The organism is Psychrobacter proteolyticus (genome assembly GCF_039762275.1).
Taxonomy (GTDB): domain Bacteria; phylum Pseudomonadota; class Gammaproteobacteria; order Pseudomonadales; family Moraxellaceae; genus Psychrobacter; species Psychrobacter proteolyticus_C.
This window is the reverse complement of the sequence record NZ_JBDLOB010000007.1, coordinates 57,787-71,593: the sequence shown is the minus strand read 5'-3', so window position 1 is coordinate 71,593 and position 13,807 is coordinate 57,787. Positions and strand designations below refer to the sequence as shown.

General features: G+C 44.4%; 10 protein-coding genes and 1 pseudogene. All 11 read left to right on the top strand.

The window, feature by feature from the left end; genetic code table 11:
* Positions 1 to 133: 133 nt before the first annotated feature.
* The 11 genes and pseudogenes from ABFV72_RS10955 to ABFV72_RS10905 all read left to right on the top strand — a co-directional run bounded on the left by ABFV72_RS10955 (position 134) and on the right by ABFV72_RS10905 (position 13,678).
* On the top strand, positions 134 to 1,159 hold the full coding sequence (locus ABFV72_RS10955; RefSeq protein ID WP_347163680.1) for a LysR family transcriptional regulator: 1,026 nt from the start codon (positions 134 to 136) through the stop codon (positions 1,157 to 1,159).
* Positions 1,160 to 1,443: 284 nt separating this feature from the next.
* The gene (locus tag ABFV72_RS10950; RefSeq protein ID WP_102090711.1) at positions 1,444 to 2,730 is read left to right on the top strand and encodes an NRAMP family divalent metal transporter; all 1,287 of its coding nucleotides are present in this window, start codon (positions 1,444 to 1,446) and stop codon (positions 2,728 to 2,730) included.
* 372 nt (positions 2,731 to 3,102) lie between these two features.
* Positions 3,103 to 3,996 (top strand): methylisocitrate lyase, encoded by an 894-nt coding sequence (gene prpB / locus ABFV72_RS10945; protein WP_114700000.1) that lies wholly within the window; start codon positions 3,103 to 3,105, stop codon positions 3,994 to 3,996.
* Positions 3,997 to 4,096: 100 nt separating this feature from the next.
* A complete protein-coding gene (locus ABFV72_RS10940; protein WP_347163678.1) occupies positions 4,097 to 4,753 on the top strand; it encodes a DUF2059 domain-containing protein in 657 nt (218 codons plus the stop codon).
* A gap of 92 nt (positions 4,754 to 4,845) precedes the next feature.
* Positions 4,846 to 5,973, top strand: coding sequence for a bifunctional 2-methylcitrate synthase/citrate synthase (prpC, locus tag ABFV72_RS10935; protein WP_298809825.1), 1,128 nt, complete (start codon positions 4,846 to 4,848; stop codon positions 5,971 to 5,973).
* 296 nt (positions 5,974 to 6,269) lie between these two features.
* Positions 6,270 to 8,903, top strand: a complete 2,634-nt coding sequence (acnD, locus tag ABFV72_RS10930; RefSeq protein WP_347163748.1) for a Fe/S-dependent 2-methylisocitrate dehydratase AcnD — start codon at positions 6,270 to 6,272, stop codon at positions 8,901 to 8,903.
* A gap of 228 nt (positions 8,904 to 9,131) precedes the next feature.
* Positions 9,132 to 9,392 (top strand): annotated as a pseudogene (locus ABFV72_RS10925) (type II toxin-antitoxin system Phd/YefM family antitoxin); the annotation flags it as partial.
* A 101-nt stretch (positions 9,393 to 9,493) separates the two neighbouring features.
* Positions 9,494 to 9,754, top strand: coding sequence for a Txe/YoeB family addiction module toxin (locus tag ABFV72_RS10920; protein ID WP_037025847.1), 261 nt, complete (start codon positions 9,494 to 9,496; stop codon positions 9,752 to 9,754).
* An 80-nt stretch (positions 9,755 to 9,834) separates the two neighbouring features.
* Positions 9,835 to 11,088 carry a 2-methylaconitate cis-trans isomerase PrpF gene (prpF, locus tag ABFV72_RS10915; protein ID WP_347163676.1) on the top strand — a complete coding sequence of 418 codons (1,254 nt, stop codon included), beginning with the start codon at positions 9,835 to 9,837 and terminating at the stop codon, positions 11,086 to 11,088.
* Between the two features lie 38 nt (positions 11,089 to 11,126).
* The gene (locus tag ABFV72_RS10910; RefSeq protein WP_347163674.1) at positions 11,127 to 12,980 is read left to right on the top strand and encodes an ABC transporter ATP-binding protein; all 1,854 of its coding nucleotides are present in this window, start codon (positions 11,127 to 11,129) and stop codon (positions 12,978 to 12,980) included.
* Between the two features lie 71 nt (positions 12,981 to 13,051).
* Positions 13,052 to 13,678, top strand: a complete 627-nt coding sequence (locus tag ABFV72_RS10905) for a GNAT family N-acetyltransferase (RefSeq protein ID WP_347163673.1) — start codon at positions 13,052 to 13,054, stop codon at positions 13,676 to 13,678.
* The last annotated feature ends 129 nt before the right edge of the window (positions 13,679 to 13,807 follow it).

Below are 13,807 nucleotides of genomic sequence, written 5' to 3'. Positions count from 1 at the left end.
TCGACCTATTATCTTCAAGCACAATTTATGGGTTAACGCTAATATTGATAAGAACTATTCTAAATAATATGATAAATCAACCTTAAGAACTAATCTATGTAGAGATAGCATAGACTATGACAGGCTCAATAGTATGGATTTAAAACAGCTTAATGCGTTTATCGCGGTTGCCGACTTGCGCAGCTTTAGCGCTGCCGCCACCAAGACAGGACTGTCACAGCCGAGCCTGAGTCGCTTGCTAAAACAGTTAGAGACTGACATGGGCGTGGTGCTTATTGATCGCTACCACAGGCCACTACATCTGACAGAAGCGGGCAGTTTTTTCTACGATAAAATAAGCACCATACTGACCGAGATTGATACGGTGACTAGTATGACTCAACGTCTATCAGCACCCAGCAGCGTTTTAAATATAGGTTTTGTGCCCTCAGTACTATATGGCCTGTTGCCTGAAATCATTGCCACGCTTAAACAGTTCAGCCCTGATATCGACGTTAATTTAAAAGACATTAGCTCATATCAACAAATGGATGCCCTCAAGTCTGGTGAGATTGATGTTGGTTTTGGCCGATTTGCCCATCAAGACCCATGGATTCAGCAGATTCTGCTACGTCATGAACGCTATGTGGTGGCATTACCAAAATCACATCCGCTTGCCAATGTACGCAAGCAGCGCTTGATAGACCTAGCGAACAATCGCTTAATTTTATACCATCAAACACATTTGCCAGTCTCATCCACGGTGACGACAGAAACAGCGACCCAAGCAAACGACAAGTTATCTACAAGTAGAGTCAACCGTGCTGCTACTCATGACGCAGCGTCTAGCGAGCCTATTACTGAGCCTTTATTACATCTTTTTGCCCAGTATGGCATCTCACCTTTTATGACTACGACAGTCAGTGATTTGCAGGTAGCATTGGGACTGGTCGCGGCAGGAGAAGGCATTACATTGGTGCCTGCCAGCTTGCAAACCGTACGTACGGAACAGATCAGCTACCAACGTTTGGTTCATGAAAATGTCACCTCCCCTATTTATTTGCACACCCTTAAAGACTTCGTACACCCAAAAATACCTGACTTGCTCACAGCCATTTATCACGTCTACGAACAGCGCGGCATTACTTATCGGCAGCAAAATTTTGTGTCACAGACCTAAATGGGCAGATATCCGATGAATATTGTGTTATAAAGAACCGCCAAAAATAATTCATTTTAAATATTGATATTATTTTATAAGTATGCTAACTAACAAGAATAGCAATGCAAACAAATAGTAATAATAACTAGAATAATCATTCTCCTAGACAGTGTTGGTGTGATAAAGTCGATACGATGTAAATCGTTTTATATTTAGACGATTTATAGGACGTTCTTTCATGATCATTGGCAAGCTGACACAGGTAAGTGATAATTTGCTGTTTTAACCATTTCGAGGTATTCATGTCCACACAACAACTCAACAACCCAAGTGCCCCTGACGATAGCGTTGCCTCGCAACAAGAGGGCTTTAGCTGGCGCATCTTTGGCCCAGGAATTTTGATGGCAACTGCTGCCATTGGTGGTTCGCATTTGATTTCATCAACACAGGCCGGTGCTATCTATGGCTGGCAATTGGCTATTATGATTGTATTGGCTAACGTGTTTAAGTATCCGTTTTTTCGCTTTGCAACTGACTACGTCTACGATACTGGCGAGAGTTTGATTGCAGGCTATGCCAAACGCTCAAAGGTATACCTTTGGGTATATTTTATTCTTTCTATCTTGTCAGCGGTTATTAGTACGGGTGCGGTCTCACTTATTGCGGCCGTAATTTTGGGCTTTATGTTGCCAGCCTCACTTGGTCTGTCGACAATGGCGTTATCTCTCATTATCGTCGCGGTCTCTTGGTTCTTTTTGATTGCAGGGCATTATAAATTGCTCGATGGTGTGACTAAGTGGATTATGATTGCGCTTACCACGGCTACTGTTGCTGCAGTTATCATTGCTGCTGGCAAGCCAACCGTTATGGCAGTAGATTTTGTAGCGGCCTCTCCTTGGAATTTAGCCACGTTGGGATTTATCGTAGCACTCATGGGCTGGATGCCAGCACCGCTTGAGTTTGCTGCAATTACCTCTATGTGGACCTCTGCCAAAGTCAAAGCAGATCACACCACGCATAGCCAAGGCTTGTTAGATTTTAACGTTGGCTATGCCGTCTCAGCGATATTGGCATTGTTCTTCTTATCGTTAGGTGTGTTTGTCCAGTATGGATCAGGACAAGAGATTGAGTTGGTCGGCGGTGCTTATATCAACCAGTTGATCAATATGTATACCGCAACCATTGGTGAATGGTCGAGATTGCTAGTCGCTTTCGTCGCCTTTATGTGTATGTTCGGCACGACCATCACCTGTGCTGATGGCTATGGACGTGCTAATGCTGAATGCTGGCGCCTGCTAAAAGGTGAAAGCGAAATCAATAAAAAGCAAATCGCTTTTTGGACGACCTATGCCATCGGTGGCGGGCTAGTAATTATCACTTTCTTCACAGGACAATTAGGCGCTATGCTTAAGTTTGCCATGATATCGGCGTTCGTCTCTGCGCCTATTTTTGGTTGGTTAAACTACTCATTGGTTAAAAAGCATAAGAAACTGTCAGCAGGTATGAATGCTTTGTCTATCGCAGGCTTGATATTCTTAGCAGGTTTCGCGTTATTGTTCTTGGCCAATATGGCAGGTCTATTTTCTTGAGCTTCTGCTTAATATAAGACTCACCACTTAACAATCTTATTCAAGCAAAACATAAGCCCTGATAGCCTAGCTGTTGGGGCTTTTTAATGAGTGTAATTATATAAATAAGACAAGGCAGCTTTAGTAATTGTAACTAAATGTAAAAAATAGAAGATTCTAAAAGCTGTGATTTTAAGCGATATGAATACTTATTGTGAGAAATTACCAATAACTGCATAATGCTATTTGAATAATGAATAATATTAAAAATACTACATTCAATTATTATTTAAATTAAATACCAATCAAGAACCCAAACTTTTCAGGCATGAATAATTGAGTATAATCAGCTACAACAATTAGAATATTTTCCCTCCATGTAAGGACAATCATATGACTTCATCTTCAGCAGGCGCGCGCTTTCGCAGTGCCCTCACTCAAAAAAATGATAACAACCAACCATTACAGATTGCAGGCGCTATCAATGCCTATACAGCGATGATGGCGACCCAAGTTGGTCATCAAGCGTTGTACCTCTCTGGTGCTGGCGTGGCCAATGCCTCATTTGGTTTGCCTGATCTAGGTATGACCAGCCTTGATAACGTACTAGAAGATGCTCGTCGTATCACTGATGCAGTCGATACCCCGCTGCTTGTCGATATCGATACGGGCTTTGGTGGCGCGTTTAACATCGCTCAAACCATCAGAAAGATGGAAAAAGCAGGCGTCGCGGCAGTACATATCGAAGACCAAGTGGCACAAAAACGTTGTGGTCATCGCCCTAATAAAGAAATCGTTAGTATCTCAGAGATGGTTGATCGTCTAAAAGCGGCATTGGATGCAAAGACTGACCCTGACTTTGTAGTGATGGCTCGTACAGACGCCCTATCGGTAGAAGGTTTGGACGCTGCTGTTGAACGTGCCGTCGCATTTCAAGAAGCGGGCGCAGATATGATCTTTGCAGAAGCGCTGACCGATATCGAGATGTATCGTAAGTTCACTGATGTACTCGATATTCCAGTACTGGCAAACATGACAGAGTTTGGTCAAACAGATCTATATACCACTGACCAGTTGTATAGTGTGGGTGTCGAGATGGTGCTGTATCCCCTATCAGCCTTCCGCGCTATGAACAAAGCGGCATTGAACGTTTATCAGCATTTATTAGATGATGGCACACAAGACAAAGTCGTCGATACTATGCAGACCCGTATGGAGCTCTACGATTTCTTGAACTATCATGAGTTTGAGCAGACACTAGACAAGCTATTTGCTGATAATAAGTAGTTAACAACTAATAATTGCCAAGTAGCAACGCCGAAACGATAAACCACCTCTGTGTGCTTTATCGTTTCAAAACCCGTCTTTATTTACCTTTAGGTTATTTATGCCATTTTTTACTGCTCATACGGTTGTCAAATCCTCACTACTTAGTAGCACGCTTGCGGCGCTGTTGTTCATGACGGGCTGTGATAAAACACCAGAAACCGTCGACGATACTGCCAGTGATACGAGCGAAACTGTTGTTAGCGAAAGCGAAACTGCGCCATCAGAGACTGATGCTCAAAATGATTTGATCATGACGACGATTACGCTAGATACCGTCAACAGCCTATTGTTTGCACCAATCATCAATAGCGGCGCGCTCAGTGAAGAGCAAGTCAGCTGCCTTGAGTCACGCGACAAAGATTTGGGCAAAGCCGAAGTCGATCGTTTTTATAAGAGTCAGTTTACCGATGCAGAGTTAAAAGAATTGGATGACTTTTATACGTCGGATGTGGGTAAAAAACTGCTTGCTTTTGGCAATGAGCAATTGCGCGTCATGAATGGCGAAGAAGTAGCAACGCCAATGGCTGACCCTACCCCTGAAGAAATGACTGAAATTCAGACATTTATGGAGTCACCACTGGGTGCCAAGTATATGAAGATCAACAATGCAGAAGGCGAAGGCAGCGCAATGGAAGTCTTAAATGGCCCTATTGAAGCTGAATTTGAGCGTTGTAACGTCGATTTAGACGGTCCACAGCCTGAACAGCCTGCATAACGCTAAACTGGCGCTATAGTCATTAACCAATAAATTTATTATCAGAAACATCGTTTTCACTCAAAAAAGCTACCAACAAAAGGAATGTAAACATGGCAGCACAGAAAGAACTTTCAGGCGCAGGTCTACGTGGACAAGTCGCTGGTAAAACCTCTCTATCTACCGTTGGCAAATCAGGCTCTGGTCTGACCTATCGCGGTTATGATGTATCAGAGCTGGCAGATAAATGTATTTTTGAAGAAGTGGCTTATTTGCTGTTATACGGCAACTTGCCTACTCAAAGCGAGCTTGATGCCTATCAAGCCAAACTCAAAAGCCTGCGCGGCCTACCACAAGCGTTAAAAGACGTGCTTGAACGTATCCCAGCTGATGCGCATCCAATGGATGTGCTACGTACGGGCTGCTCTATGCTTGGTAACCTTGAGACCGAAACTGATTTTGCTCAGCAAAACGATCAAACTGACCGTATGCTAGCGGCCTTCCCATCGATTATCAATTATTGGTATCGTTTTACCCACGATAATGTACGTATCGAGACCGATACAGATGATGCCACTATTGGCGGACATTTCTTACATTTGCTCAAAGGCGAAAAACCAAACGAGCTGCACGAAAAAGTAATGAACGTCTCGCTTATCCTTTATGCAGAGCATGAGTTTAACGCGTCGACCTTTACCGCTCGTGTGTGTGCATCTACCTTATCTGACATTCATTCTTGTATTACTGGTGCAATCGGTTCACTACGCGGTCCATTGCATGGCGGAGCGAATGAAGCGGCGATGGATATGATTGAAGGCTTTAGCTCACCTGATGAAGCCGAAGAAGAAATGATGGGTATGCTGGCTCGTAAAGACAAAATCATGGGCTTTGGTCATGCGATCTATAGCGAGTCAGATCCACGTAACGTGGTGATTAAAGGTTGGGCTGAGAAACTGGCCGCTGACGTGGGTGATGAAGTGCTATACCCAGTATCGGTACGCTGTGAAGAAGTGATGTGGCGCGAGAAGAAACTGTTCTGTAATGCTGACTTTTTCCATGCATCAGCCTATCACTTTATGGGTATTCCAACCAAACTGTTCACCCCTATCTTTGTCTGTTCACGTCTGACTGGCTGGGCCGCTCACGTGTTTGAGCAACGTGCTAACAACCGTATCATTCGTCCAAGTGCAGAATATACGGGTGAAGATCTGCGTCCAGTACCAGATATGAGTGCTCGTTAAGTTGCTTTTTTTAAGTAGCTATTGTTACGTACTTACTATCAGCTAGCGGCAGTGCTAGCTGATACAGCTATGATGATTGAGTCTTGCTATGATCTCTGTAGGTTTAATCGTCATATGCTATCTTTTTTATAGACCACGCCCTTTTAATTTTCAATATCGCTTCTTTAGCAAAGCCTATGATAACGAACGATGATTTTGCTAAAGGAATGAATTTTTACCCAGTATCAACGCTTAACTACTTATTATAATTAGCCAACAGCCAAAGGTGACTTATGGACAACGCCCTCGTACAACCCATGAACGATGAATTTAAAAAACCCCTGCCCGGTACTGATCTTTATTACTTTGACACCCGCGAGGCTGTCGAGAGTATCGAAGCTGGCGCGTATGACAAGCTACCGTTCTGCTCAAAAGTATTGTGTGAAAACCTAGTACGCCGTTGCCCACCAGAAGAGTTAACCGATGCGCTAAAGCAGCATATCGAGGGTAAGCAAGATCTAGATTTTCCGTGGTACCCTGCCCGTGTGGTTTGTCATGATATCTTGGGTCAGACGGCCTTTGTTGATTTGGCAGGCTTGCGTGATGCTATCGCTGAGCAAGGCGGTGATCCGTCTAAGGTAAATCCTATCGTGCCAACTCAGCTTATCGTTGACCATTCATTGGCCGTTGAGCACGCAGGCTTTGAAGACGATGCGTTTGAGAAAAACCGTGCGATTGAAGAGCGTCGCAACGATGACCGCTTTCACTTTATCAACTGGTGTCAGTATGCCTTTGACAATGTAAACGTCGTGCCGCCTGGTAACGGCATTATGCATCAGATCAACCTAGAGAAAATGTCACCTGTCGTACAGGTTGTGCACAATAAAGCGGGTGAAGAAGTCGCGTTTGCCGATACGCTAGTTGGTACTGATAGCCATACGCCGATGGTCGATGCACTAGGTGTGATCTCAATCGGTGTTGGCGGTCTAGAAGCCGAAAGCGTCATGCTAGGTAACCCATCATATATGCGCCTGCCTGATTATGTGGGTGTTAAGCTCACTGGCAAATTGCAAAAAGGCATTACTGGTACGGATCTCGTACTGGCGATGACTGAGTTTTTACGCGACGCAGGTGTGGTCTCTACCTATATCGAATTCTTTGGTGACGGTGCACGCCAGCTCAGTGTCGGTGACCGCGCCTCTATCTCAAACATGACGCCTGAATATGGCGCCACCGCCGCGATGTTCTATATCGATGAGCAAACCACTGACTATCTACGTCTGACGGGGCGCTCTGAGGAACAGATTAAATTGGTTGAGCAATATGCCAAGCAAACTGGCTTATGGGCTGACGGCATGGAAAAAGCCGAATACACACGCGTCCTTGAGTTTGATTTGTCATCAGTGGTACGTAATATGGCAGGTCCGTCGCGTCCACATGCCCGTGTATCAACTACGGATTTGGTAGCCAAAGGTATCGCTCATGGCGCTGACGAAAAGCTTCCTGAACCAAAAAATGGTCTCATGCCAGATGGCGCAGTGATTATCGCTGCTATCACCAGCTGTACCAATACTTCAAATCCACGCAACATGGTGGCTGCAGGCCTTGTCGCTCGTAATGCTAATGCTAAAGGCTTATTGCGCAAACCTTGGGTAAAATCCTCACTCGCGCCCGGCTCAAAAACGGTTAAAATGTACTTAGAAGAAGCAGGGCTGATGCCTGAGCTACAAGAAATCGGGTTTGATGTGGTTGGTTTTGCCTGTACGACGTGTAATGGTATGAGTGGTGCACTAGACCCTGATATCGAAAAAGAAATCATTGATAACGATTTATTTACTACGGCTGTGCTGTCTGGTAACCGTAACTTTGATGGTCGTATCCATCCGTATGCTAAGCAAGCATTTTTGGCATCACCGCCGCTTGTTATTGCGTATGCCATCGCCGGTAATATTCGCTTTGATATCGAAAAAGACTCATTGGGCAAAGATCAGAACGGCAATGATGTCTATCTAAAAGATATTTGGTTTGATGATGATGAGGTTGACGCCATTGTTGCGGCGGCTGTTAAGCCTGAGCAATTCAATGCCGTATATATCCCAATGTTTGACGAAGCTAAAAAAGACACAGGTAAAGCGTTAAGCCCACTATATGACTGGCGTGAAATGACGACCTATATTCGCCGCCCACCGTATTGGGAAGGCAAAATGGCAGCGATGAACAAACTAAAAGGTATGCGTCCATTAGCAGTATTGGGTGACAACATCACCACTGACCATATGTCACCGTCGAATGCTATTCTTGGTGCATCGGCAGCTGGCGAATATCTCGATACTATGGGCTTGCCTGCTGAAGACTATAACTCTTATGCGACCCATCGCGGCGACCATCTAACTGCGCAACGTGCCACTTTTGCCAATCCTAAACTATTGAACGAGATGGTACTCAACGACAGCGGTGAAGTCATCCAAGGATCACTGGCGCGCGTTGAACCAGAAGGTCAAGTAATGCGTATGTGGGAAGCGATTGAGACCTACATGAACCGTGAGCAGCCGCTTATCATCATCGCAGGTGATGGTTATGGTCAAGGCTCAAGCCGTGACTGGGCTGCCAAAGGCGTCCGTCTCGCTGGTGTAGAAGCTGTCGTTGCTGAAGACTTTGAACGTATTCATCGTCAAAATTTAGTCGGCATGGGCGCGCTGCCTTTACAGTTTAAGGAAGGTACGACTCGCCATACGCTAAATATCGATGGTACAGAAACCTTTGATGTCACAGGTGAAGTCTCTGCTGGCGGGTTGATGACTCTAATGATTCATCGTGCCGATGGTAGTACCACTGAGACGCCTATTATCTGCCGCTTAGATACAGCTGACGAAGTAAAAATGTACAATGCAGGCGGTATGCTACAACGCTTTGCTAAAGAGTTTATCGAAGGTACGCTTGATATCGTCTAAGGCTATCCTGTAGTTTTTAGTATGATAAGTAGCAAAGTATAAAAGTCGCCGATGTTGTATAACCTTATATGACATCGGCTTTTATTTGCTTTTGCGTTCTATACACTGAGTTTTGTCACTTACTCCTAAGTACTAGATAATAGCTAAATATTGAGTTTACTTAATTAATGGCGTAATATGTACTATATATTGTACAAGTTATGCAGAATATCATGAAAGGAGTAAGCCATGAGAGTCGTTAGTTTTTCAGAAGCCAGAAAGCATTTAAAGTCTGTCCTAGATACGGTAAATGATGATGCCAACGCCACTATCGTGACCCGCCGTGACGCTGATGATGCAGTTGTGATGTCACTTGATTATTACAATAGCCTGATGGAAACCGTCTATCTACTAAAATCTCCTGCCAATGCAGCGCACTTAGCGGACTCTATTGCCCAATATAAAGCTGGCAAAACGGTTACGCGTGAGCTAATAGATACGGCAGAAGATAGTTATAAAGGTGATGGTAGCAGCGATAATAATGAGCATACGGATAGCGATATTGAAAGTGCTTGAACTCAAAGGCTTTAATCAATCCAAAGGGTCTAATAATGAGTGAACAACTAGCATGGACAGATGCTGCGTGGAAAGACTACCTGTACTGGCAAACGCAAGATAAAAAAACACTCAAACGTATTAACAAACTCATCACCGAATGTAAGCGTAATCCGTTTGAAGGCATTGGCAAACCTGAACCCCTAAAAGAAAATCTATCTGGATTTTGGTCAAGACGCATCGATGACGCCAATCGGTTGGTATATGCCGTCGATGATAACTATCTGACGATTATCTCTTGTCGCTATCATTATTAACGAGCGTTCTTAGTCATGTATGTTTACTTGCTGATGGCACCATATCCAATCTTATAACAATATAAAAAGGACTTAATACAGTGGCTCAAACCAATTCTCAATCAAAACCTTCCTTCGCTCCGCAAATATCTGTTCCTGCTACCTATATGCGCGGTGGTACATCAAAAGGTACGTTCTTTAAATTATCTGATTTACCTGAGCGTTGTCAAGTCGCTGGCGAATCACGTGATAAGTTTCTGCTACGTGTCATCGGCAGCCCAGATCCTTACGGCAAGCAAATCGATGGCTTGGGCAATGGCAGCTCTAGTACGTCAAAAACGGTTATTTTATCGGCCTCTGACAGACCAGATCACGATGTGAATTATCTGTTCGGACAAGTCAATATCGCCAAACCTATGATTGACTGGGCGGGTAACTGTGGCAACTTAACCGCCGCCGTCGGTGCCTGTGCCATTAATATGGGTCTAGTTGATGCTGACAAGATTACTAACAGCATTGATGAAGATGCTAAAAACGGTATTTGTGAAGTACGCATTTGGCAAGAAAATATCGGTAAAACGATTATTGCCCATGTTCCCGTCTATAAAGACGCAAATGACAAAGTACAAGTTCAAGAGACGGGCGATTTTGAATTAGACGGTGTAACTTTCCCAGCGGCTGAAGTCAAAATTGAGTTTATCGATCCTGTAGATGCTACCAGCGATATGTTCCCTACGGGTAATTTGGTCGATGACTTCGATGTTACCGGCTGCGGTCTAGAGGCTGATAGCATCAAAGCTACCTTTATTAGTGCAGGTATCCCGACTATCTTCATGAAAGCAGAAGATTTGGGCTTTACCGGTACTGAATTACAAGGCGACATCAATAGCGATGGTGAGCTACTTGCCAAGCTTGAGAAAATTCGTGCTACAGGCGGCGTGGCGATGGGCTTATTTAAAGATGTCTCTGAAGCACAGACCAGTCAACATATTCCTAAAGTTGCTTGGGTTGGCGCAGCACAGAGCTATACGGCCTCTAGTGGTAAGTCGGTCGATGCAGGAGAGATTGACTTAGTCGTACGTGCCATGAGTATGGGTCAATTGCATCACGCTATGATGGGTACAGCAGCAGTCGCTATTGCCGCTGCGGCAACCACACAAGGCACGCTCGTCAATCAAGCAGCAGGCGCTGGTGAGCTGACAGAGGTGCGTTTTGGCCATCCATCAGGTACATTGCTCGTTGGCGGAAAAACCGAACTGGTCGATGGGCGCTGGCAAGCCAAAAAAGTGTCGATGAGCCGCTCAGCAAGGCGTATCATGGTCGGTGAGATTTTTGTGCCAGCGGATGCGTTTTAAGCGTAGTCATGGCTTATTTTAATTTTTGATAGAGTTTTATGCCAACATCTCCCCAACCCCGCCGTGTGCAATTAGACAAAAAACCGCCAGTCGAGAAAAAAGAACGGCGGGCGCTACTATGGGACATCCTCAAAAAACTAGCGGTATTTGCTAAACCTTATCGTCTGCTTATTATCGCTACCTTAGCACTGACCGCCTTAGGCTCTTTTACCGCTCAGGTTAATGCGTTTGTGCTGCGTTATACCGTTGATACGTTGACCGAAATTGCCACGCTTACCGAGCCATGGCAGGCAGGTCTGCGAATGCTAGGGATTATTAGTGCGGTCTTGTTGACCAAAGAGATACTGTCGATATTTATCTCTTTTGGTCAGCGTTTTTTTGGTGAAAAGATTCGTATCAACTTATCTCGTGACTTGTCTCAAAAAATCATTGAGCGCATCCTTACTTACCGGATGGCGTTTTATACCAGTAGTGAAAATGACAGTGGTAAATTGCAAACCCGTATCGATTACGGTGTCAGCAGTTTAACCAGCCTGGTGCAAAACTTCTTTATCGACATGCTACCGCTGTTTGCCAATGCAATTGTGGCACTTATCATCATGTTTTCGACCAGTTTTTGGGTTGGCATGGTCGGTCTTATTATCATACCCATTTACTTTTTTATTAGTCAAAAGCAAGCACGCCGTCTGCAAGGTTTTCGTCGGCAGATGCGCGGGTTTCGAGAAGCCAAAAGCGGTTTGGTAATCTCTTTGATTAATTCAATCAGCGTGGTGAAATCTTTTGTCCGTGAGTCCATCGAGGCTGAGAAACACCTAGTCATTCAAAAAGAGATGACCGACAACCAATTACGCATTCGTAGTATTGGCTTTATTTATGATGCCATCAAAACCTTTATCGAGCAGATTGGTGTGGTGGTTATCATCCTTCTCACCGCTTATTTTGTGCTACAAGGTGAGATGACCATTGGCATGATTTTGTTTCATGTCATGCTGTTTCAGAACGTCGCGGCCCCTATCCGTCAATTGCACCGCATCTACGACCAGATAAATAATGCATTGACCTATGCCGAAGGTTTTTTTGATATTTTAGAAGACGATAAACAAGTCGAAAACATCGATGGCATCAGTAGCGAAAACCTAAAGGGTCATATCGAGCTTAAAAACGTTGATTTTACCTATCCTAATGGCACGCAAGCGCTAAAAAACGTCAGCTTTACCATCAAGCCCAATCGTATCACCGCGCTGGTCGGCCTCTCTGGCGCTGGCAAGAGCACCATCATCAATCTACTGGTCAAGTTCTATGCGCCAGACGCTGGCACTATTTGTCTAGACGGGCATGATTTGGCCGACTGTGATACCCACGAATTGCGTCAGCGCATCGGCCTAGTACTACAGAGCAATCATATTTTTTCGGGTACGATCAGTGAAAACATCCGTTATGGGGATATGAATGCCAGCGAAGATGACGTCATCGTTGCTGCAAAAAAAGCCTCTATACACGAGCAAGTCATGTCTCTACCAGATGGCTACGAGAGTACTGCCAAATCCCTATCAGGCGGTCAACAGCAGCGTATTGCGCTGGCAAGGATGTTTTTAAAAGACCCACCTATTGTGTTTTTGGACGAGCCGACAGCCAGTCTAGACGCTATCGCCAGTCAGCAGGTCAAAAAAAGCCTAGATTTGATCAAAAAAGACCGTACCGTCATTATGGTCTCGCACAATATTGCCCAAATTATCGATGCCGACGATCTCGTGGTGATAGAAAATGGCGAAGTGGTTGAGACAGGTACGCATGAGGTACTTTATGCCCAACGCGGCAAGTACTTTGAAATCTTTAGCGCTATGTCTGATAGCCTAAACTTAGACAAAATCAGCCAGACCCTAAACGGTTAGGAATGGTTAATGCCTGCCTAAATCGTTATAATGCCAATCTTTTACTGCCTATTGCCAGAAGCTAGCCCACTATGACTTGTGAATTTTCTTTAAAAACCTTTGACGAGCTGACCTCAGTTGATCTTTATCATATTTTAAAGGCGCGCTCGCAAGTGTTCGTCGTCGAACAAAACTGTGCCTATCAAGATATGGATGAAGTGGATTTTGATTGCTTGCACCTAATCGCTCATCAAAATGCAGCATTGGTTGGCTATTGTCGTATCATTCCACCTGAGTTTAATAAGCTAAAATCCAATCTATCAGTAGCTACTCCTGCGATTAAGACCAACCACACCGCGATGCCAGCCATCGGTAGAGTGCTTGTGCTATCAGAGCATAGAGGTGATGGTCTAGCACGGCAAATGATGAATCAGGCTATTGCACAGTGCCGCAAAAAGTATGGTAAAAAGCGTCCGATTATCATCTCGGCACAGGTTTACTTACTTAGTTTTTATGAGTCGTTAGGTTTTGTACCTGAAGGCGAGCATTATCTCGAGGACAATATCGAGCATGTGAAAATGGTGCTATACGTTGCTAAGAAAAACAAAATCAAAAAAGAGAGCACGGGCACTGCGTCAACCACAACCAAAGTGTTAAGTTTCCTGCTGTTTATCATGGCCGCTTTGTTTGTTTTAGGTCTGTTGTACTTAATGATTTAGACCGCTTGTAAGGTCTTAATTCTTAACATAATTCAAATTGGTTGTTCCATATTGAGTGTGCTACTTTTAAATAATGATTCCTTTAAAAGGATGGCTGAGATAATCAGTCAAGGAAGTAGCACACTCAGG

What these genes read in the sequence shown, in the direction of transcription:
- ABFV72_RS10955 (WP_347163680.1), top strand. Translation starts at nt 134, where the DNA reads ATGGATTTAAAACAGCTTAATGCGTTTATCGCGGTTGCCGACTTGCGC.
- ABFV72_RS10950 (WP_102090711.1), top strand. Translation starts at nt 1,444, where the DNA reads ATGTCCACACAACAACTCAACAACCCAAGTGCCCCTGACGATAGCGTT.
- prpB (WP_114700000.1), top strand. Translation starts at nt 3,103, where the DNA reads ATGACTTCATCTTCAGCAGGCGCGCGCTTTCGCAGTGCCCTCACTCAA.
- ABFV72_RS10940 (WP_347163678.1), top strand. Translation starts at nt 4,097, where the DNA reads ATGCCATTTTTTACTGCTCATACGGTTGTCAAATCCTCACTACTTAGT.
- prpC (WP_298809825.1), top strand. Translation starts at nt 4,846, where the DNA reads ATGGCAGCACAGAAAGAACTTTCAGGCGCAGGTCTACGTGGACAAGTC.
- acnD (WP_347163748.1), top strand. Translation starts at nt 6,270, where the DNA reads ATGAACGATGAATTTAAAAAACCCCTGCCCGGTACTGATCTTTATTAC.
- ABFV72_RS10920 (WP_037025847.1), top strand. Translation starts at nt 9,494, where the DNA reads ATGAGTGAACAACTAGCATGGACAGATGCTGCGTGGAAAGACTACCTG.
- ABFV72_RS10910 (WP_347163674.1), top strand. Translation starts at nt 11,127, where the DNA reads ATGCCAACATCTCCCCAACCCCGCCGTGTGCAATTAGACAAAAAACCG.
- ABFV72_RS10905 (WP_347163673.1), top strand. Translation starts at nt 13,052, where the DNA reads ATGACTTGTGAATTTTCTTTAAAAACCTTTGACGAGCTGACCTCAGTT.